The following is a 21267-nucleotide window of genomic DNA, read 5'->3' as shown; positions in this document are numbered from 1 at the left end:
GTGGCCAAAATCATCACGATCACCAACCAGAAAGGCGGCGTCGGCAAGACGACCACCTGTGTGAATCTGGCTGCGTCATTGGCGGCGACTCACAAGCGGGTGCTGATGATTGACCTGGACCCCCAGGGGAATGCCACGATGGGCAGTGGCATCGACAAGCACCGACTCGAATATTCGGTGTATGAACTGCTTACCGGACAGGCTGAAGTCGGTGACGCCATCATCAAGGAAACCCAGTGTGGCTATCATCTCATTGGCGCCAATGGTGATTTGACGGCAGCCGAAGTTGAATTGTTGCAGCTGCCGCGTCGAGAGTTCCGGCTCAAAATGGCGCTGCTGCCGATCATGGATGATTACGATTACATCCTCATAGACAATCCACCGTCACTGAACCTGTTGACGGTTAATGCGCTGGCAGCATCGGCGGGTGTGATCATTCCCATGCAGTGCGAGTATTACGCGCTGGAAGGGATCAGTGCATTGGTCGGTACCATCAACAAGATCAACCAGCGTTTGAATCCGTCATTGAAAATTGAAGGTATCCTGCGCACCATGTTTGACCCGCGCATGAGCCTGACCAAGGATGTCTCGGCTCATCTGGTCGAATACTTTGGCGACAAGGTCTATCGCACGGTTATCCCGCGCAACGTACGCCTGGCAGAAGCGCCGAGTCATGGATTGCCCGCGTTGCAGTATGACAAGAACTCGCGTGGTGCTCTGGCCTATCTGGCCTTGGCCGGCGAGTTGATCCGACGTACGGATCGCGAACAGGCAGCAGCGGTTCAACCGGCGGAAACAGCGTTGACGGAACAGGAAACAGAATAAATGGTAGCGAAAAAACGCGGATTGGGACGTGGCCTGGATGCATTGCTGTCTGATGTTACCGGCAGTCACGGGTATTCCGACCCGAATGGCCATGTGAATAACGACCCGCAAGGAGACAACCTGCGGGAACTGGCGGTCAATGTCATTGAACCGGGCCGTTATCAGCCGCGTCGGGATCTCAATCCCGAAGCCTTGGAAGACCTGGCCAGCTCCATCCGTAGCCAGGGGGTGATGCAGCCGATTGTGGTTCGACCGGTGGCTGGCGATCGCTACGAGATCATTGCCGGGGAGCGCCGCTGGCGTGCCAGTCAGATGGCGGGGCTCGACCGCATTCCCGTGATCATTCGTGATGTGCCTGATGAAGCTGCCATCGCGATGGCCCTGATCGAAAACATTCAGCGAGAAAACCTGAATCCGATCGAAGAAGCCATTGCCCTACAGCGTCTTCAGAACGAGTTTGAACTGACACAGCAACAGGTGGCCGATGCGGTTGGCAAGTCCCGCTCAACCATTGCCAACCTGTTAAGGCTGATGAATTTGACGCCGGAAGTGCGCACCCTGCTCGAACATGGCGACCTGGAGATGGGACATGCTCGAGCGCTGTTGGCCCTGCAGGGCCTGGTACAGATTCGGGCTGCGGATGAAGTGGTTGCGAAAGAGCTGTCAGTGCGTCAAACCGAAGAGTTGGTAAAACGCTATCAGGGACAATCTGAAACGCCCGCCAAACCCAAATCGACTCCGGATCCTGAGCTTGAACAGCTCGCCAGTTCACTGTCACAGCGACTTTCAACCGGCGTCAGCATTCGCAGCACGTCCAATGGCAAAGGCAAGATCTCGATCGACTTCAAGACACGAGAGGAGCTGGACGCGATCCTGCAGTTGATCTCTTGACCCGACGCACCAAGGTGGAAAGAAGTTAAGACCTTAGTGCAAAACTGTTGGGATTAAGTTGAGAATGTGGGGGGGAATGCCTATAATCTGCCCGCTATTTGGGCACTGTTCAGGCAAGTGACAGGATCGATATTGAGTAAGGGTGAAGCAGAACAGGCTCCGGCTGCCGTCAGTCGTCATGTCAGACGCAGCTACAGGGAGTTCATACGCATCCTTCTCGTGCAGGCCGTGTTGATACTGTTGGTATCTACGGCCTGTTTGCTGAAAGGCACAGTGGAAGCCTACTCAGCGCTGATCGGCGGCATGCTTTACCTGCTGCCAAACCTGTATTTTACATGGCGTGCATTAGGCAACCGGCACGCCAACAGTGCACGAACCGTACTGGTCAGTATGTACGCGAGCGAAATAGGGAAAATGATGCTGGCGGTAGCACTATTCAGTGCCGCCTTCCTGATGGTTCGACCCCTGAGCCCATTTTCCCTATTTGGCACCTTCATTCTGCTGCAACTATCCGGCTGGATACTGCAGATGAAGCTGTTCAAGACCAGTTCCTGAAAAACTTTGAATGAGAGACGCTGAGAATGGCAAGTGGAACAGTTACATCCTCAGAATATATATCCCACCACCTGACGAACCTGACGTTCGGCAACCATCCTGAAAAGGGTTGGGGCTTCGCGCACGGTGCGCAGGAAGCAGCAGAAATGGGATTCTGGGCGATCAACGTAGATAGCATGATCTGGTCTGTTGGCCTGGGTCTTCTGTTTGTTTGGTTCTTCCGCAAGGTGGCCAAGGCTGTGACTTCCGGAGTTCCGGGTAATGCTCAGAACTTCGTGGAAACCATCATCGAATTCATCGATGAAAACGTGAAGAGTATCTTCCATCACAAGAACCCGGTGATCGCACCGCTGGCGCTGACCATCTTCGTCTGGATTTTCCTGATGAACCTGATGGACCTGGTACCGATCGACTGGATTCCGTACATCGCGGGCCAGATGGGTGTTTCCTACTTCAAGATCGTACCGACCACCGATGTTAACGTGACTGGCGGTATGGCGTTCAGTGTGTTTGCTCTGATCGTGTACTACAGCATCAAGCAGAAAGGCGTTGGTGGCTTCCTGAAAGAGCTGTCTTTCCAGCCGCTGCCGAAAATCTTCGCACCGTTCAACCTGTTCCTGGAAATCGTAGGCCTGCTGGCCAAGCCGGTATCTCTGGCACTGCGACTCTTCGGTAACATGTATGCCGGTGAAATGATCTTTATCCTGATCGCGCTGCTGCCGTTCTGGGCACAGTGGGTACTGTCCGTGCCCTGGGCGATCTTCCACATTCTGGTCATCACGCTGCAGGCGTTCATCTTCATGGTCCTGACGATTGTCTACCTGGCCATGGCTCACGATGATCACTGAGTGCGATCGGATAGTTAACGATTTACTTTTGTAAAACTCTGAAAACTTAAACTTAACCTTGAAAAAAGTTGGAGAAAGAAAATGGAAGCAATGCTGTATATCGCTGCTGCTCTGATGCTGGGTCTGGGTGCAATCGGTGCTGCTATCGGCATCGGTATCCTGGGTGGCAAGTTCCTGGAAGGTGCTGCTCGTCAGCCGGAACTGGTTCCGCTGCTGCGTACTCAGTTCTTCATCGTAATGGGCCTGGTTGACGCGATCCCGATGATCGGTGTTGGTCTGGGTCTGTACGTCCTGTTCGCTGTTGCTGGCTAACAAGTAGTTCGAATAGCGTTTTACGTAACTACTTAAACAGACAACCGCGAGAGGTAATGGCGTGAATATCAATCTCACCATCATTGGTCAGGCCATTGCATTCTTCCTCTTCGTCGTATTTTGCATGAAATACGTCTGGCCGCCGATTACCGGTGCGCTGGCTGAACGTAAGAAGAAGATTGCCGAAGGGCTTGATGCGGCCGACCGTGCTGAACGTGATCTGAAGCTGGCTCAGGAAAAAGCCGCCAACGATATGCGTGCCAGCAAGGAAGAGGCAGCCGCCATCATTGAACAGGCCAACAAGCGGGCTAACCAGATCATCGAGGAAGCCAAGCAGCAGGCACGCGTAGAAGCAAATCGCGTGAAAGCATCCGCTGAAGCTGAACTCGAGCAGGAAATCAACCGTGCCAAGGAAGCTCTCCGTGCACAGGTTGGCGCACTGGCTATCGCCGGTGCCGAGAAGATCCTGGAAGCCTCTGTTGACGAAAAAGCCCACGCACAGCTGGTTGAGAAACTGGCAGCTGAGCTTTAAGCGAGGTTTACGATGGCTGAACTCAATACAGTCGCTCGGCCCTACACCAAAGCCGCGTTCGAATACGCGCGCGACAAGGGCAACCTCGATCAGTGGTCCAACCTGCTGTCCCTGTCCGCTCAGGCGGTTCAGGACAGCGAGCTGGCCCGCGTGCTGAGTAATCCGGCACTGACAGTAGAACAGAAGGCGGAACTGGTGATCGCGATCTGCGAACAGCAGATCGACGATGCAGGCAAGAACTTTATCTTCCTGCTGGCCGAAAACCGCCGCCTGGCACTGCTGCCGGAAATTGCCGCGCAGTTTGCAATCCTGAAAGCCAACCTGGAGAAGAAGGTCGATGTTGACCTGACCACAGCGTTTGCTCTGGATGATGCGCAGCAGGAAAAACTGGCGAAAGCCCTCAGCAGCAAGCTGGGTCGTGAAGTGAAGCTTACATCTCAGGTGGATAAATCCATCATCGGGGGTGTGGTCGTTCGCTCTGATGACCTTGTGATCGACGGTTCCGTTCGTGCGCGACTGGCGAAACTGGCCGAAGCGATGAATTCCTGAGTGTGAGGAATAACAATGCAGCAACTGAATCCTTCTGAGATCAGCGAGATTCTCAAGAAGCGCATCGAAAAGCTCGACGTGTCTTCTGAAGCCCGTAACGAGGGCACCATCGTTAGCGTTTCCGATGGTATTATCCTGATCCACGGTCTTGCCGACGTCATGTACGGCGAGATGATCGAATTCCCGGGTGGCGTCTACGGTATGGCGCTGAACCTGGAGCGTGACTCTGTAGGTGCCGTAGTACTGGGCGACTACCAGGGTCTGGTAGAGGGCATGACTGCCCGTTGTACTGGTCGAATCCTTGAAGTACCGGTTGGTCCGGAGCTGCTCGGTCGCGTTGTTGACGCACTGGGTAACCCGATCGACGGCAAAGGCCCGATCGATGCCAAAATGACCGATGCTGTCGAAAAGGTAGCACCGGGCGTTATCGCACGTCAGTCCGTTGACCAGCCGGTTCAGACCGGTCTGAAAGCGATCGACGCGATGGTGCCGGTTGGTCGTGGTCAGCGTGAGCTGATCATCGGTGACCGTCAGATCGGTAAAACCGCGATCGCGATCGACGCGATCATCAACCAGAAAGGTACCGGCATCAAGTGTATCTACGTTGCGATCGGACAGAAGCAGTCCACTATCGCTAACGTGGTGCGCAAGCTGGAAGAACATGGCGCGATGGATCACACCATCGTTGTAGCTGCAGGCGCTGCCGATCCGGCTGCGATGCAGTACCTGGCGCCGTACGCCGGCTGTGCCATGGGTGAATACTTCCGCGACCGCGGTGAAGACGCTCTGATCATCTATGATGACCTGACCAAGCAGGCATGGGCATATCGTCAGATCTCCCTGCTGCTGCGTCGTCCGCCGGGCCGTGAAGCTTACCCGGGTGACGTATTCTACTTGCACTCCCGTCTGCTGGAACGTGCTGCACGCGTTAACGCTGACTACGTTGAGAAGTTTACCAACGGTGAAGTCAAGGGCCAGACCGGCTCCCTGACCGCATTGCCGGTAATCGAAACTCAGGGTGGTGACGTATCTGCGTTCGTACCGACCAACGTGATCTCTATCACCGACGGCCAGATCTTCCTGGAAACCAGCCTGTTCAACTCTGGCGTGCGTCCTGCGATCAACGCAGGTCTGTCCGTATCCCGAGTGGGTGGTGCTGCCCAGACCAAGATCATCAAGAAGCTGGGTGGTGGTGTGCGTCTGGCTCTGGCTCAGTACCGTGAGCTGGCAGCATTCGCACAGTTCGCGTCCGATCTGGACGATGCTACTCGTAATCAGCTGGAACACGGCCAGGCCGTAACCGAGCTGATGAAGCAGAAACAGTACTCTCCGATGTCCGTCGCTGAGATGGGTCTGAGCCTGTACGCTGCCAACGAAGGCTTCCTGAAAGGTGTCGAGCTGGACAAGATCGGTGCATTCGAAGCAGCCCTGGTCGCCTACTTCAACAGCGAACACGCTGATCTGATGGCGAAAGTGAACGAAAGCGGCGATTACAACGACGAAATCGCGGCTCAGTTCAAGGCTGGCATCGAGAAGTTCAAGTCTACCCAAACTTGGTAATCGCTCGTCAGAGCAGGTGACCGGCCAGACACACCGGCCGGTCCAATACTGAGTCAAGTTTAATAGGCGGAACTATGGCAGTCGGAAAAGAGATTAAGACGCAGATTGCGAGTATCAGCAGCACGCGCAAGATCACCAGCGCCATGGAAATGGTTGCTGCGTCGAAAATGCGCAAGGCTCAGGACCGCATGCAGTCTTCCCGTCCGTACGCCCAGAGCATCCGTGGTGTGATTCAGCACCTGGCGAAAGCCAACCCTGAATACAAGCACCTCTACATGCGCGAGCGTGAGGTCAAACGTGTCGGTTTCATCGTAGTGGCATCCGACCGTGGCCTCTGTGGCGGTCTGAACGTGAACGCGTTCAAGGCAGCTGTAAGCAAGATGAAAGAGTTCCACGACCAGAATATCGAAGTCGATATCTGTGCGCTGGGCTCCAAGGCAATCACCTTCTTCCGTAACTTCGGCGGTAACGTCGTAGCGGCGAAAGGCGGCCTCGGCGATGCGCCGGAGCTGGAGCAGTTGATCGGCTCCGTAAAGGTGATGCTGGATAACTACGACGAAGGCAAGCTGGATCAGCTGTTCATCGTGTCTAACGACTTCGTGAACACCATGACCCAGAAGCCGAGCGTAGAGCAGCTGCTGCCGCTGAAGGCGGAAGACGATGATGAGAAGCTCAGCCATCACTGGGACTATCTGTACGAACCGGACGCGAAAGAGCTGTTGAACGGCCTGCTGACGCGTTACATCGAGTCCCTGGTCTATCAGGCCGTGGTTGAGAACAATGCCTGTGAACAGGCAGCACGAATGCTGGCGATGAAGAACGCAACCGATAACGCCGGCAATCTGATTGATGAGCTGCAACTTGTATACAACAAGGCTCGTCAGGCGGCGATTACCCAGGAAATTTCCGAGATCGTCGGTGGTGCTGCTGCTGTTTGATGCAGTGAACAGGTTTAAAAGTTAAGAGGATCCGAACATGAGTAGCGGACGTATTGTTCAGATTATCGGTGCGGTTGTGGACGTGGAATTCCCGCGTGACAACGTGCCGAAGGTTTACGACGCGTTGACCGTCGAAAAAACCGGCCTGACACTGGAAGTTCAGCAGCAGCTGGGCGACGGTGTCGTACGTGCAATCGCCATGGGTCAGACTGAAGGTCTGAGCCGTGGTCTGGAAACGACCAACACTGGCGCTCCGGTTTCTGTACCGGTAGGTACTGCCACCCTGGGTCGTATCATGGACGTACTGGGTAACCCGATCGACGAGTGTGGCCCGATCGGTGAAGAAGAGCGTTACCCGATCCACCGTAAGGCTCCGTCTTACGCGGATCAGGCAGCGACTAACGAACTGCTGGAAACCGGCATCAAGGTTATCGACCTGGTATGCCCGTTTGCCAAGGGTGGTAAGATCGGTCTGTTCGGTGGTGCCGGTGTAGGTAAAACCGTAAACATGATGGAGCTGATCAACAACATCGCGACTCAGCACTCTGGTCTGTCTGTATTCGCAGGTGTAGGTGAGCGTACCCGTGAAGGTAACGACTTCTACCACGAGATGCAGGAAGCTGGCGTTGTAAACGTTGAGCAGTTCGACAAGTCCAAGGTAGCGATGGTCTACGGTCAGATGAACGAGCCGCCTGGCAACCGTCTGCGTGTAGCCCTGACCGGTCTGACCATGGCGGAGAAATTCCGTGATGAAGGCCGTGACGTACTGCTGTTCGTCGACAACATCTACCGTTACACCCTGGCGGGTACTGAAGTATCTGCACTGCTGGGTCGTATGCCGTCTGCAGTAGGTTACCAGCCGACTCTGGCGGAAGAGATGGGCGTTCTGCAGGAGCGTATCACCTCCACCAAGACTGGTTCCATCACGTCTATCCAGGCGGTATACGTACCGGCGGACGACTTGACTGACCCGTCTCCGGCGACCACCTTCTCCCACCTTGACGCGACTGTAGTACTGTCTCGTCAGATCGCGGAGCTGGGTATCTACCCGGCGATCGACCCGCTGGATTCCACCTCTCGTCAGCTGGATCCGCTGGTTATCGGTCAGGAGCACTATGAAGTTGCGCGTGGCGTGCAGTCTACCCTGCAGCGCTACAAGGAACTGAAGGACATCATCGCGATCCTGGGTATGGACGAACTGTCTGAAGAAGACAAGCAGACTGTATCCCGTGCGCGTAAGATCCAGCGCTTCCTGTCTCAGCCGTTCTTCGTTGCTGAAGTATTTACCGGTGCACCGGGTAAATACGTATCTCTGAAAGACACTATCCGTGGCTTCCAGGGTATCCTGAACGGCGAATACGACGAGCTGCCGGAGCAGGCTTTCTACATGGTCGGCTCTATCGAAGAAGCCGTCGAGAAAGCGAAGGGCCTGTAAGTTCCGCGCGGAACCTTTTAAGAGGTAATCAAGATGGCTATGACTGTTCATTGTGACATCGTAAGTGCCGAAGAGCAGATCTTCTCCGGCCTCATCGAGTTCGTCTCCGTGACAGGTAGCCTGGGTGACCTGGGTATCTACCCGGGTCACGCTCCGCTTCTGACGGAACTGAAACCAGGCCCTGTCGAGCTGCGCAAGCAGGGCGGTGAGGAAGATGTATTCTACGTCTCCGGTGGCTTCATCGAAGTCCAGCCGCATAAAGTGACAGTGCTTGCTGATACTGCACTGCGTGCGGGTGACCTGAATGAAGCTGCAGCGCTTGAAGCTCAGAAGCATGCCGAGCATGCCATGGCTGACAAGACCGGCGAGTTCGAATACTCCCGTGCTGCGGCTCAGCTGGCTGAGGCAGCGGCCCAGCTTCGCACTCTGCAGCAGATTCGTCGCAAGGTCGGCAAATAACCGATCGTACGACTGCATCCAAAAAGCAGCCCTTGGGCTGCTTTTTTTGTGCCTGAATGAAGCTGGCAGAAGACAGAGAAGTGCTAGCCAGAGTTTTAATGGGGGCGGCTACAACAAGCCCCAAAGCGTATTGAAAATGATCTGCTGAGCAGCAGCCACTTCACGTGAGTCGATGACCACGGCGGTAGGATAATTATCCGATGCCAGCGAGATGATCGCGCAGCGTGGTGGATAGATGGCGATATAGGCCGCATCCACAGGTCCATCGGTTCTGATCCACTTGCGCTCGGAATAATCGGCACTTTCACCCCCGTCTCCAATTGCAATGACTCTTACCCGAATCTTGCGTGCCACTCGTTGTGCCGTGAAGTTGGGAAAAGGACGGTAGAGCAGCGGACGAATGGGTTTGGAAGAAAACACCGAGTAGACGGGATCGTCCAGATCACCGACACGGTTGAGAATATCGCGCAGTACCAGTTCGATGCCGGCGTCACCCTCATAGAACTCGACGTTGGCAGTGCTGAAATCAGGCTTGAGGTGGTGCAGCTCGGGAATGACTGACGATTTCAGGCGCTGGATTGCACGATCCATCTGCTCTCGGCGATCATCGGCCAGCTGCAGCAACACCTCAGGTTCTCGTGCGGAAAAGTAGCGCCGCTTGCCTCTGGGCTGATAGGTCACAATGCCGCGCTGTTGCAGGCTCTTCAGGCATTCATATGTGCTGCCGCGATTGACACCTGAACGTTCAGCAATGGTTCGGATAGAGCTGGGTCCCAGAGCCAGCAGTGCCTTGTAAATGCTGATGTCGCGTTCGCTCAGACCGAGCAGGTCAAAAATCTCAGGAGTCATTTTGTCAATTTTTTTGTGACAATTAGGCTTGATCGAGAATGAGTATACGCTAAAGTTTCGTGCACTTTACATATCAATGACGTGACATGCGGTTGCGACCCTAGGGTACCGAGACAATATGAAAACGGATGTAGTGATTCTGGCGGCAGGACAGGGCAGCCGCATGAAGTCGGCAATGCCGAAAGTGATGCACCGTCTGGCGGGCAAGCCGATGCTCCAGCACGTGATTGACAGCGCCCAGCGATTGGCACCTGAAGCCATGCATGTGGTGATTGGTCACGAAGGCGAGCAGGTTGAGCAGGCCATGTCCGGCCAGCCCCTGAACTTTGTCTGGCAGCGTGAGCAGTTGGGAACGGGTCATGCCGTGGCTCAGGCCATGCCGAATATCGGCCAGGATTCCGTCGTGCTGGTGCTGTATGGCGATGTCCCCATGACCCGACCGGAAACCCTGCAGCAGCTGATCAAGATTGCTGCCCAGGGGGATCTGGGACTGTTGACTGTTACTCTGGATGATCCAACCGGCTATGGCCGCATTATCCGCAACGCCGTAGGCGATGTGGTAGCGATCGTTGAGCACAAGGATGCCACCGAGCAGGAAAGACTGATCCGCGAGGTGAATACCGGTATTCTGGCACTGCCGTCTGCAGCGCTGCATGAATGGCTGCCACGCCTGTCGGCTGACAATGCTCAGGGTGAGTACTATCTGACTGATGTCATCGCCATGGCCGCAGAAGAGGGCATGCGAGTACGCGCCATCCAGCCCGAAGCCGAGCAGGAGGTGCAGGGGGTTAACAACCGTCAGCAGCTGGCTCAGCTGGAGCGTTGGTACCAGCGTCAGCAGGCCGAGCAATTGATGACCGATGGCGTAACCCTGGCCGATCCGGAACGGATCGATATCCGCGGGGAGTTGAGAACCGGTCGTGATGTGCTGATCGACATCAACACGGTATTCGAAGGCGAAGTCGTGCTGGGCGAGGGAGTCGAAATCGGCGCCAACTGTATTATTCGCAATGCCCGCATTGGTGCAGGCACCCGTGTCGAGGCAAACTCCATCATCGACGGTGCCGTGGTCGCGGAAAATGCCCAGATCGGACCTTTTGCACGTCTGCGTCCCGGCACGGAACTGGCCGTTGGCAGCAAGGTCGGCAACTTTGTCGAAACCAAAAAGGCGCGTATCGGTGAAGGCTCCAAGGTAAACCACCTGACTTACATTGGCGATGCCGAGATTGGTCGTAACGTGAATGTAGGAGCGGGTACGATTACCTGTAATTATGACGGCGTGAACAAGTCGCAGACCAAAATTGGTGATGGTGCCTTTATCGGCTCCAACAGCTCGCTGGTCGCGCCGGTAGAAATTGGCGCCGGTGCAACGGTGGGTGCCGGTTCCACAGTGACCAAAACGGTGGCTGACAACCAGCTGGCCGTGGCGCGTGGCAAGCAGATTAATCTCGACAACTGGGCGCGCCCGAAGAAAAAGGGATCCTGAGCATGTGTGGAATTGTAGGCGCCATCGCAGCGCGTCCGGTGGCCGGTATTCTGTTGGAAGGCCTGCGCAGGCTGGAGTACCGTGGCTATGACTCGGCTGGCATGGCGGTCATGGATCAGGGCCAGATCAATCGTTTGCGCCGTATTGGTAAGGTAAAGGCGCTGGCCGATGCCTGTGAGCAACAGCCCCTCCCGGGTCACCTGGGTATCGCTCACACCCGTTGGGCGACCCACGGCAAGCCTTCAGAGCGGAACGCCCATCCTCACATGTCCGGCCAGCGTCTGGCGGTGGTCCATAACGGTATCATCGAAAACTTTGAGCCGCTCAAGCGTGAGCTGCAACAGGCAGGCTACGTGTTCACGTCGGAGACCGACACCGAGGTGGTTGCCCATCTGCTGGACCGTGAGCTGAAGGCGGGTCTGAGCCTGACAGATGCCCTGCGCGAGACCCTCACTTTTCTTGAAGGTGCGTTTGCGCTCGGGGTGATCCATGCCGATCAGCCGGAGCAGCTGCTGACCGCTCGCAAGGGCAGTCCGCTGGTCATTGGTGTCGGCATTGGCGAAAACTTCATCGCTTCGGATCAACTGGCATTGTTGCCGGTAACGGACCGCTTCATGTTTCTGGAAGACGGTGATATCGCCATTCTGGAAGCCGATCAGATTCAGGTCTTCGATGCCCAAGGGCAGGTGGCTGCACGAGCCGTAAGCACTTTCGAGCATGGCCAAGGCAGCGCCGAGAAGGGCGAATTCCGCCATTTCATGCTCAAGGAAATCTACGAGCAGCCACGCGTGATGCAAGCTGTGCTGGAAGGGCGCATCGCGTCGGGTCATCTGCTGGAGCAGGCGTTTGGCAGCGAAGCCGGCGCGGTTTTCGATCGGGTAAAACAGGTGCAGATTGTGGCCTGTGGTACCAGTTTCCATGCGGGCATGGTGGCCAAGTACTGGATCGAGGAATGGGTGGGTATCCCGTGCATGGTAGAAGTGGCGAGTGAATTCCGTTACCGCCCGGTGGTACTGCCCGAGGGCACCCTGTTGCTGACGCTGTCTCAGTCGGGTGAAACCGCCGACACTCTGGCGGCCTTGCGTGAGGTCAAGGATCGTGTCCTGGCGACACTGGCGATCTGCAATGTACCGGGCAGCTCACTGGTCCGTGAGTCCGACCTGAGTCTGATGACCAATGCGGGTCCTGAGATCGGGGTGGCATCCACCAAGGCGTTTACTTCCCAGCTGGTCGCTCTGATGCTGACAACGATTGCCCTTGGCCGACGCCATGGTCTGGATGTTGAACAGGAGTCCGAGCTGATTTCAGCGTTGCAGCAACTGCCCGCGCTGCTGGAACAGCTGTTGCAGCTGGATGGTCCGATTGAAGCGATGTCGGCCCATTTCGCCGAGAAACAGCATGCCCTGTTCCTGGGGCGCAACAGTCTCTATCCGGTGGCGATGGAAGGAGCACTGAAGCTCAAGGAAATCTCCTACATCCATGCCGAGGCCTATCCGGCCGGTGAGCTCAAGCACGGTCCCCTGGCACTGGTGGACAAGGAGATGCCGGTCATCGCAGTCGCTCCGCGCAACGGTATGCTGGATAAACTGAAGGCAAATTTGCAGGAGGTGCGTGCCCGTGGCGGTGAACTCTTCGTCTTTGCCGGTTGTGATGAAAGTATCCAGCCACAGGAAGGTATCCATGTCATCTATCTGCCGGCGATGCCTGCGGTACTGGACCCGATCGCCTTTACCCTGCCGTTGCAGCTGCTGTCCTACCATGTGGCCGTGCTTAAGGGCACGGATGTGGATCAGCCGCGTAATCTGGCCAAGAGCGTGACTGTAGAATAAGACTCTTACGTGCTCGATGAATGCCCCGCATCCGCGGGGCATTTTTGTCTGAGGCCCAGGTCAGGCTGAATTGCGGGGGAGCTTCTGGCGCGAGATTTTCGGGCAGGGTTCGGGCCGCGTCCATACCACCCCTGCACCAAAGGCGATCAACAGCATGATAATGGTGATGAGCAGAGGCTGCTCGATACTGACCAGCACGATGATCAGTGCCGTCATCATGCCGAAACTGGCGAGCCACTTGGTGCGCCGGTCTATGTAGCCCCCTTGTTCCCAGTGATGCAGGCTGGGGCCCAATAGACGATGTTGCCGCAGCCACTGATGGAGTCTTGGAGAGCAGCGAGACGCACTCCATGCCGCGATCAGTACGAATACTGTCGTCGGCAGTCCCGGCAGCATGACACCCAACAGTGCCAGGGCGATACAGCACCAGGTCAGCAGCAGCCAAAACCAGCGCAGCTGGCTAAACCTCGGTTGATGTGTTGGTTGCATAGGCAAGATCCAGCCGTATTGTGACCACTTTCAGTATAGATAATGGGTCAACCTCTGGGTGCAGAACAATTAATTCGTTCCAGTGATTCAATAGCTGAATTCAATTGGTGTCGTTTCCTTCCAGCACTTTCAGAATGTAGGCCAGCACCCGACGCGAATAGATCAGGCTGGTATGGCTCAGAGGAAAGACCTTATGTTCTGTCATGCCCGTGACGCGGGTTTCGTCGATCAGCACGGTACCGTCCGACTCCGATTCGGGACTCAGGAACGGCATAAGACCAACCGGCAGATCGCCGGCAATGCTGTACAACCGGGCAGGGAAGGGCCAGTGCTGGTTATCCGCCAGCAGGTACTCGATGCTGTCCTTCAACATCCCCTTGAGCTTTGAAGCGTTAATTTCCTTCGCCAGAGAGCTGCCTTTGTGAGGTGTACCGAGAGTGATCACCGTGTCGACCCAACGGCTTTGTTCACTGCCGTGTTCCAGATAGCGGCGTGCGATCAGTCCTCCCATTGAATGGCATACAAACGCGGTGGGCTCGCCAGCGACGAAACCGTCGATGCGATCACATATTGCATTCATATCCGGTGAAAGGGTGTTGTAGCTCAGGTTCAGAGTGGCATATCCCTGCTTCTCGAGGCGTCGGCACAGGGGGTACATCACCAGGCCTGACATGTAGAGTCCATGCAGCACCACAACCTTTTTGATGTTCATATCCAATGGCTCCTTCCATCTGTGTCATGCAGCTTAACGCTGACTGTCATGGGCGTAAAAGTCCTTGCCGCTTTTCGGTACAGGTCATGGCTGTTACACCGGCTGCGCGTTAGGATAGAGCGACGTTGAACTGAGTGGAACAAGGAACGAAATGAACGATACCCTCTTCATGCTGGCGATCGGTTTTATCGCACTGATCGGTGTGATCGTGTTGCTGGTCATAGTCGGTGCCTTGATCACGGCTGTGGTCATGTACCAGGTCGACAAGCGTCAGACCGCCCATACCATCCGCCGCAACTATCCGCTGTTGGGACGTTTCCGCTACATTTTTGAGGAGTTGGGTGAGTTCTTCCGCCAGTACTTCTTCGCCATGGACCGCGAAGAAATGCCGTTCAACCGAGCCCAGCGCTCCTGGGTGTATCGGGCAGCGAAGAACATCGACAACACCGTGGCTTTTGGCTCGACGCGAGACCTGCGCAAGCCCGGGACCTACTATTTCCTCAATTGCCCCTTTCCGACGCTCAGCGAAGATGCGGCCGCCAGCCAGTCGATGCGAATCGGTCCCTATTGTCGGACACCCTATGATGCCCCCTCATTCCTCAACATCTCCGGCATGAGTTTCGGCGCACTTTCTGCCCCGGCTGTCAGAGCACTGTCTATGGGGGCTGCCAAGGCGGGGTGCTGGATGAATACCGGTGAAGGTGCACTGTCCAAGTATCATCTGGAAGGGGGCTGTGACATCGTGTTCCAGATTGGTACGGCCAAATACGGGGTGCGTGACGAGCAGGGTCGACTGGATGACAAGCGTCTGGCCGAAGTGGCGGCAATTGAGCAGGTTCGCATGTTCGAAATCAAGCTGAGCCAGGGAGCAAAGCCCGGCAAGGGCGGCATCTTGCCGGGTGACAAGGTAACTCCCGAGATTGCCGAAGCCCGTGGTATTCCTGTGGGGCAGGCGTCGATCAGTCCCAACCGCCATCCGGAAATTTCCAGTATCGATCACTTGCTCGACTTCATCGCCCACGTGCGCGAAGTGACCGGCAAGCCGGTAGGCTTCAAGCTGGTGCTGGGGTCTACCGACTGGCTGGACAGCTTTTGCGAAGCGGTGATCAAGCGGGGCAGCGAATCGGCACCGGACTTTATCACGCTGGACAGTGCCGATGGCGGTACCGGGGCGGCCCCAATGCCGCTGATGGACAGCGTTGGGCTGCCGTTACGTGAAAGCCTGCCGCTGCTGGTGAACAAGCTGGCGCAGCATAACCTGCGCAATCGGGTTCGGGTGATTGCGTCCGGCAAGCTGATCAACCCGACGGATGTGGCCGCGGCAATCTGTTTGGGTGCGGATTTTGTGGTGACAGCGCGAGGCTTCATGTTTGCGCTGGGTTGTATCCAGGCCCTGCAGTGCAACAAGAATACCTGCCCGACCGGGATCACCACTCATGACCCCAAGCTGCAGCAGGGGTTGGTGCCCGAGGTGAAAGCTGAGCGGGTGGCCAATTTCCACCATAATCTGGTGCATGAGGTGGAGTTGATCGCTCACGCCTGTGGTGTCACCGAGCCCCGTCAGCTGAGCCGCGAACATGCAGCGGTGGTGGTCGATGGTGGTGGTGCGGTGCCACTCAACATCCTGTATCCGCGCTCCTGACAGTAAAAAGCCAGCCCCCTGGGCTGGCTCCTCCTGCAGTATCAGTGCTCGTCTTCGAACCAGGATTCTTCATCGATCCAGGATTTCAGCTCCTGCTCTTCCCGGTGTCGTTCGATGGCACGCCTGGCTTCAAGAAGACGGCGGGTTGCATGCTGCTTGCGACGATTCTTCTGCTCGATATCGTAACCAACCATGATATCGAAAACCTCGGTCTGGATAGGGTCCAGGTCCTGCTCTTTCCGTATCAGCATAGCCTTGCTCCGATCTCAGGGTTACTGTAATCAGGAGACAAAAGTGTGTCTGACTGAGTACAGCAAACACGCATTGAGATTTTTTTTTACCGCGTTGAGGAAAAAAGATCAATTCCCAGATGGGATAGGCTGAGCTTAGAGCAGGGGTATTGCAGAGGGATGACGGCGAGTGATTACTCGCCGTCAGAGTCCAGCGAAGGACGACGCATTGGCGGAATGCGCTTGTCGTTCTGGCGCAGGTTGCGCAGGCTGCGTTTGATGGTCTTGAGGTGATCGACCAGCGCCGGGCCGAGCTTCATCGCAACGCCAACCGCGAGAATGTCGATGATCACCAGGTGCACCACGCGCGATGACATCAGTGTGCTCAGGTCCTTGTCTTCTTCCACATCCACGTGAATCGGAATGGTGGCCAGATCCGCCAGCGGTGTATTGCCCGGACACAGGGTAATCACGGTAGCTCCCTTGTCCTGTACCAGTTTGGCCGTGTGCAACAGGTCCTTGGTACGACCGGTCTGTGAAATTGCCACGACCACGTCCCCTTCACCCAGGGTCAGAGCCGATATGGTCTGCATGTGCGGGTCAGAGTAGGCCGCCGCGGACACCATCAAGCGATAGAACTTGTGCTGAGCATCGGCGCAAACCGGAGCCGATGCACCGAAGCCGTAGAACTCGACATGCTTGGCCTTGGCCAGGGCATCAATCGCTTCCTCCAGCGTGCCCGGATCAAGCTGATCTCGGATGTTGATCAGGTTGCCGATCATGGAGTCGAAAATCTTCTGCTTGAACTCGATCACCGTATCCTTGGAGTCGAGAGAAAACTGCTCGTAACTGGCGTTGCTTGCCAGGCCCTGAGCCAGAGTCAGTTTGAAATCCTGAAAACCGTCGTAATCCAGTGCACGGCAGAAACGAACCACCGTGGGCTCACTGACCTGCGCTTCGGACGCCAGATCGACGATCCGCATATGGATGACTTCGTTGGGGTTGGCGAGGACGTAGTCCGCCACCTTTTGTTCGGACTTGCGCAGTCGGGTGCGAGCATCGGCGATCGATTTGAGCAGGTTGAAGGAGTTCATCTCCGTTGTTTCCGTATCATCGCATGAGGGGCCAGTATAGCAATGAATCGAGAAGGGACCCAATGCCACCGAAGGCCTGATACCAGAGGCCCAGAGTTGCCTAAGGGGCAATTGCAGCGGGTGGGGGAGCATGCTAATTTCAAGCGGTAATCAATTTATTCCAACTAATACTAATAAGGGAAGAGCCAGTGAAACGTCGAGACCTTGTGAAAGTAGCAGGATTGACAGCGGCGGCTGGGATTTTGTCCGCTTGTGGCAAAGAGGAAAAGGAAGAAAAAGTACAATCCTCTGAGCAAAGCAAAGTAATTGAATGGAAGATGGTCACTACCTGGCCGAAGAACTTCCCGGGCCTGGGCACGGGTGCCAACCAGCTGGCCGAAATGATCAACAAGATGTCCAACGGCCGTATTCAGGTCAAGGTCTATGGTGCCGGTGAGCTGGTCGGTCCTCTGGAGATCTTTGATGCGGTTTCGCGCGGTACTGCTGAGATGGGCCACGGTGCTGCCTATTACTGGAAAGGCAAAAGCACGGCGGCGCAGTTCTTTGCGGCCGTACCTTTTGGCCTGACGGCTCAGGAAATGAATGCCTGGCTGTACCACGGCGGTGGCATGGAGCTGTGGGAAGAGGTGTATGACAAGTTCGGTCTGGTGCCGGGAGCAGCTGGCAACACCGGTGTGCAGATGGGTGGCTGGTTCAACAAGGAAATCAACAGCGTAGAAGACCTCAAGGGTCTGAAAATGCGTATTCCGGGCCTGGGCGGCGAAGTACTCAAGCGTGCCGGCGGTACTCCGGTGCTGTTGCCGGGTGGTGAAATCTTCCCGTCACTGCAATCTGGCGCCATCGATGCGACCGAGTGGGTGGGTCCATACAACGACATGGCCTTCGGCCTGCACAAGGCCGCCAAGTACTACTATTACCCGGGCTGGCATGAGCCGGGCACGACTCTGGAGTGCTTCATCAACAAGGAAGCCTTCATGGCCTTGCCGGAAGATCTGCAGATCATCGTGCGCAATGCCCTGCGCGTTGCCAACCAGGATATGCTGGCCGAGTTCATGACCAAGAACAACCAGGCCCTGGACCAGCTGGTCAATCAGCACGGCGTCGAGCTGCGCAACTTCCCGGAAGATGTCATGCGCAAGCTGCGTGAAATCTCCGACGAGGTGGTGGCCGAGGAAGCACAGAAGGACGAAATGACCAAGAAGGTCTACGATTCCTTTATCAAGTTCCGCGACCAGGTTCAGAAGTGGACCGCAGTGTCCGAGCAGGCCTACATCAATGGCCGCTCCCTGAGCTGACAGGACCCCAACTGAAAAGGCCGGAGATTCTCCGGCCTTTTTCGTTTCCGAGGAGTAGATCATGTCCGATGCCCTGAATGAGCTGCGTGAATACTTGACGCGCCACCACGGTGGTGATGGTGATGACGCCGCCACACGTGCCCTTGATGGCCACGCGCGCAATCATGATGATGTGTTCCGGCGTTTCTGGTCAGAACATACAGGTGCTCAGCTGAAGGCTGATGGCCGAGTCGTCGATTTGGGCTGCGGGCCCGGGTTGTTCCTGCGTGACCTGTCGCTGACCCGTCCTGATCTGGAGCTGGTGGGGGTGGAAGCGGCGCCCTATATGCTGGAACGGGCCTGCGACGAGGACTACGACTTCAATATTCGCGTGGCGGATCTCAATGATCCTCCAGCAGAGCTGTTCGATATGGCATCGATTGACGTTGCGTTGGCGAACCGCCTGTTCCATGAGCTGCACCAGCCGCTGGTGCTTTTGCAGCGACTGTATGACTGGCTCAAGCCGGGAGGCGTCCTTATCCTCGTTGATATGGTGCGTCAGCCTCTGGGCAGCTTTCTGACCCACAAGTTCGGTCGAGACCGGCTGGATGAGCCACTGGATGCAAGGGCGATGAAGGCCCTCTTCGAGGATTACTTCGAGCATAACCGCTATCACGACTACGATTTGCTGGCGTTGTTAGTCATGACCGGCTACGAGGTGCTTGCGGAGGAATCGATCCGCAGTGGTCGGGCTGTTCAGATAGCGGCGCGCAAGCCGGCTGGTTGATCGCACGCTTCCAGCGCCCGGCGACACCACAGAAAAGGGGCCTTCAGGCCCCTTTTTCAGTTTGTTAATGCGGCGACCAGTGTGCCTCACACCTTGTGATAGATCTCGGCACCGCTGTCCTTGAACTCGGCTGACTTCTCCTTCATGCCCTGTTCCGCCTGCGCATTGATTGCGGCTACCTGGCTTTCGTCCAGTTCTCGGACCTCTTGAGAGATCTTCATCGAGCAGAACTTGGGTCCGCACATGGAGCAGAAGTGTGCCACCTTTGCAGATTCCTTGGGCAATGTTTCATCGTGATAGGCGCGGGCGGTGTCCGGGTCCAGGCCGATGTTGAACTGGTCTTCCCAACGGAACTCGAAACGTGCCTTGGACATGGCGTTGTCGCGGATCTGTGCACCCGGATGACCCTTGGCCAGGTCGGCAGCATGGGCGGCGATCTTGTAGGTGATGATGCCGGTCTTGACGTCGTCCTTGTTGGGCAGCCCCAGGTGTTCCTTCGGGGTGACGTAGCAGAGCATGGCGCAGCCGTACCAGCCGATCATCGCCGCACCGATACCGGAGGTGATGTGGTCGTAGCCCGGTGCGATATCGGTGGTCAATGGGCCCAGAGTATAGAAGGGCGCTTCGTGGCACTCCTTCAGCTGCTTGTCCATGTTCTCCTTGATCATGTGCATCGGCACATGGCCCGGACCTTCGATCATCACCTGCACATCGTGCTGCCAGGCGATCTTGGTCAGCTCACCGAGGGTTTCCAGCTCAGCGAACTGGGCGGCGTCGTTGGCGTCGTAGACTGAACCCGGACGCAGGCCGTCGCCCAGGGAGAAGGCCACATCATACGCTTTGCAGATCTCGCAGATCTCTTCAAAGTGGGTATAAAGGAAGTTTTCCTCGTGGTGAGCCAGGCACCATTTCGCCATGATGGAGCCGCCTCGGGAGACGATGCCGGTCATGCGCTTGGCGGTCAACGGCACGTAGCGCAGCAGGACGCCTGCGTGAATAGTGAAGTAGTCCACGCCCTGCTCGGCCTGTTCGATCAGGGTGTCGCGGAACACCTCCCAGTTCAGGTCTTCGGCGATGCCATTAACCTTCTCCAGCGCCTGGTAGATCGGTACGGTGCCGATCGGTACCGGCGAGTTGCGCAGGATCCATTCGCGGGTTTCGTGAATGTTCTTGCCGGTGGACAGGTCCATGATGGTATCCGCGCCCCAGCGGGTACCCCAGGTCATTTTCTCCACTTCTTCTTCAATGGAGGAGGTTACCGCGGAGTTACCGATGTTGCCGTTGATCTTCACCAGGAAGTTGCGGCCGATGATCATCGGCTCCAGTTCCGGGTGGTTGATGTTGCAGGGGATGATGGCGCGGCCTGCAGCAACTTCATCGCGCACGAATTCCGGCGTGATCTCGTCCGGCAGGTAGGCGCCGAAATTGTGGCCCGGGTGCTGCTCGGCAACGATATTGCCTTCCGCTTTGGCCTTGGCCAGTTTCATGTTTTCGCGGATGGCGATGTATTCCATCTCCGGCGTGATGATGCCTTGGCGTGCATAATGCAGCTGGGTGACATTCTTGCCTGGCTTGGCACGGCGCGGCTTGCGGGTCAGTTCAAAGCGCAGTTCATCCAGACGCAGGTCGGCGGCACGTGCACGGCCGTATTCGGAGGTCAGACCATCCAGCTGTTCAGTGTCGTCGCGCTCCAGAATCCAGTCCTCGCGCAGTGGGGCCAGGCCCTTGCGGACGTCGATGGCCACGTCCGGGTCAGTGTAGGGGCCGGAAGTATCGTAGACGTACAGCGGATCGTTCTTCTCGCCACCCATGTCAGTAGGGGTGTCGTCCAGGGTGATTTCGCGCATGGGGACGCGAATGTCCGGACGGCTGCCTTCGACGTAGACTTTGCGTGATTTTGGGAAGGGCTGCACGGAATCCGTATCGACAGTCGCGGTGCTGCTAAGGTGTTGGGTTGTCATCATGGTCTCC

Annotated in this window: 22 protein-coding genes; 16 read left to right on the top strand and 6 right to left on the bottom strand. The window is 56.4% G+C overall.

The genetic code is table 11. The features are described from left to right. From LN244_RS16355 to LN244_RS16305, 11 genes are all read left to right on the top strand, one after another. Positions 1–825: a ParA family protein gene (locus LN244_RS16355; protein ID WP_239040812.1), complete on the top strand. Its 825-nt coding sequence runs from the start codon at positions 1–3 to the stop codon at positions 823–825. Further along, positions 826–1716, top strand: a complete 891-nt coding sequence (locus tag LN244_RS16350; protein ID WP_239040811.1) for a ParB/RepB/Spo0J family partition protein — start codon at positions 826–828, stop codon at positions 1714–1716. A gap of 132 nt (positions 1717–1848) precedes the next feature. Further along, positions 1849–2271, top strand: coding sequence for an ATP synthase subunit I (locus LN244_RS16345; RefSeq protein ID WP_239040810.1), 423 nt, complete (start codon positions 1849–1851; stop codon positions 2269–2271). 26 nt (positions 2272–2297) lie between these two features. Next, entirely contained in the window at positions 2298–3119 is an 822-nt protein-coding gene (gene atpB / locus LN244_RS16340) for a F0F1 ATP synthase subunit A (protein WP_239040809.1), read from the top strand. 81 nt (positions 3120–3200) lie between these two features. Further along, positions 3201–3431, top strand: a complete 231-nt coding sequence (gene atpE, locus LN244_RS16335; RefSeq protein WP_106591824.1) for a F0F1 ATP synthase subunit C — start codon at positions 3201–3203, stop codon at positions 3429–3431. 61 nt (positions 3432–3492) lie between these two features. Then, positions 3493–3963, top strand: coding sequence for a F0F1 ATP synthase subunit B (locus LN244_RS16330; protein ID WP_239040808.1), 471 nt, complete (start codon positions 3493–3495; stop codon positions 3961–3963). Between the two features lie 12 nt (positions 3964–3975). Next, a complete protein-coding gene (locus LN244_RS16325) occupies positions 3976–4512 on the top strand; it encodes a F0F1 ATP synthase subunit delta (protein WP_239040807.1) in 537 nt (178 codons plus the stop codon). A gap of 15 nt (positions 4513–4527) precedes the next feature. Next, the gene (atpA, locus tag LN244_RS16320; RefSeq protein ID WP_239040806.1) at positions 4528–6072 is read left to right on the top strand and encodes a F0F1 ATP synthase subunit alpha; all 1545 of its coding nucleotides are present in this window, start codon (positions 4528–4530) and stop codon (positions 6070–6072) included. Positions 6073–6146: 74 nt separating this feature from the next. Further along, complete coding sequence (gene atpG / locus LN244_RS16315) at positions 6147–7010, top strand: F0F1 ATP synthase subunit gamma (RefSeq protein WP_239040805.1); 864 nt, start codon at positions 6147–6149, stop codon at positions 7008–7010. A gap of 37 nt (positions 7011–7047) precedes the next feature. Continuing rightward, positions 7048–8445, top strand: a complete 1398-nt coding sequence (atpD, locus tag LN244_RS16310) for a F0F1 ATP synthase subunit beta (protein ID WP_239040804.1) — start codon at positions 7048–7050, stop codon at positions 8443–8445. Between the two features lie 33 nt (positions 8446–8478). Further along, complete coding sequence (locus tag LN244_RS16305) at positions 8479–8904, top strand: F0F1 ATP synthase subunit epsilon (protein ID WP_239040803.1); 426 nt, start codon at positions 8479–8481, stop codon at positions 8902–8904. Positions 8905–9012: 108 nt separating this feature from the next. On the opposite strand, the gene LN244_RS16300 is transcribed toward LN244_RS16305, so the two are convergent. Beyond that, positions 9013–9753: a TrmB family transcriptional regulator gene (locus LN244_RS16300; RefSeq protein ID WP_239040802.1), complete on the bottom strand. Its 741-nt coding sequence runs from the start codon at positions 9751–9753 to the stop codon at positions 9013–9015. Positions 9754–9871: 118 nt separating this feature from the next. Between LN244_RS16300 and glmU the strand changes: the two genes are divergently transcribed. Together glmU and glmS are read left to right on the top strand one after the other, a co-directional pair. After that, positions 9872–11239 carry a bifunctional UDP-N-acetylglucosamine diphosphorylase/glucosamine-1-phosphate N-acetyltransferase GlmU gene (glmU, locus tag LN244_RS16295; protein WP_239040801.1) on the top strand — a complete coding sequence of 456 codons (1368 nt, stop codon included), beginning with the start codon at positions 9872–9874 and terminating at the stop codon, positions 11237–11239. 2 nt (positions 11240–11241) lie between these two features. Next, positions 11242–13068: a glutamine--fructose-6-phosphate transaminase (isomerizing) gene (gene glmS, locus LN244_RS16290; RefSeq protein ID WP_239040800.1), complete on the top strand. Its 1827-nt coding sequence runs from the start codon at positions 11242–11244 to the stop codon at positions 13066–13068. A 60-nt stretch (positions 13069–13128) separates the two neighbouring features. Here glmS and LN244_RS16285 read toward each other — a convergent pair whose 3' ends face one another. Together LN244_RS16285 and LN244_RS16280 are read right to left on the bottom strand one after the other, a co-directional pair. Continuing rightward, the gene (locus LN244_RS16285) at positions 13129–13557 is read right to left on the bottom strand and encodes a YbaN family protein (RefSeq protein WP_239040799.1); all 429 of its coding nucleotides are present in this window, start codon (positions 13555–13557) and stop codon (positions 13129–13131) included. 100 nt (positions 13558–13657) lie between these two features. After that, complete coding sequence (locus tag LN244_RS16280) at positions 13658–14269, bottom strand: PGAP1-like alpha/beta domain-containing protein (RefSeq protein ID WP_239040798.1); 612 nt, start codon at positions 14267–14269, stop codon at positions 13658–13660. Between the two features lie 151 nt (positions 14270–14420). Between LN244_RS16280 and LN244_RS16275 the strand changes: the two genes are divergently transcribed. Continuing rightward, on the top strand, positions 14421–15911 hold the full coding sequence (locus tag LN244_RS16275) for an FMN-binding glutamate synthase family protein (RefSeq protein ID WP_239040797.1): 1491 nt from the start codon (positions 14421–14423) through the stop codon (positions 15909–15911). 41 nt (positions 15912–15952) lie between these two features. Here LN244_RS16275 and LN244_RS16270 read toward each other — a convergent pair whose 3' ends face one another. Both LN244_RS16270 and hexR read right to left on the bottom strand, forming a co-directional pair. Then, on the bottom strand, positions 15953–16162 hold the full coding sequence (locus tag LN244_RS16270) for a PA3496 family putative envelope integrity protein (protein WP_239040796.1): 210 nt from the start codon (positions 16160–16162) through the stop codon (positions 15953–15955). A gap of 173 nt (positions 16163–16335) precedes the next feature. After that, positions 16336–17235, bottom strand: coding sequence for a transcriptional regulator HexR (hexR, locus tag LN244_RS16265; protein ID WP_239040795.1), 900 nt, complete (start codon positions 17233–17235; stop codon positions 16336–16338). A gap of 317 nt (positions 17236–17552) precedes the next feature. Here hexR and LN244_RS16260 point away from each other — a divergent pair, with 317 nt between their 5' ends. Both LN244_RS16260 and LN244_RS16255 read left to right on the top strand, forming a co-directional pair. Beyond that, on the top strand, positions 17553–18530 hold the full coding sequence (locus LN244_RS16260) for a TRAP transporter substrate-binding protein (RefSeq protein ID WP_338037880.1): 978 nt from the start codon (positions 17553–17555) through the stop codon (positions 18528–18530). Positions 18531–18591: 61 nt separating this feature from the next. Further along, a complete protein-coding gene (locus LN244_RS16255) occupies positions 18592–19296 on the top strand; it encodes a class I SAM-dependent methyltransferase (RefSeq protein ID WP_239040793.1) in 705 nt (234 codons plus the stop codon). A gap of 86 nt (positions 19297–19382) precedes the next feature. On the opposite strand, the gene thiC is transcribed toward LN244_RS16255, so the two are convergent. Next, positions 19383–21260: a phosphomethylpyrimidine synthase ThiC gene (gene thiC / locus LN244_RS16250; protein WP_275424698.1), complete on the bottom strand. Its 1878-nt coding sequence runs from the start codon at positions 21258–21260 to the stop codon at positions 19383–19385. Positions 21261–21267: the final 7 nt, after the last annotated feature.

The sequence above is a fragment of the Marinobacterium sediminicola genome (assembly GCF_022343685.1).
Classification (GTDB): Bacteria; Pseudomonadota; Gammaproteobacteria; order Pseudomonadales; family Balneatricaceae; genus Marinobacterium; species Marinobacterium sediminicola.
This window is presented reverse-complemented; position numbering and strand designations above follow the sequence as displayed.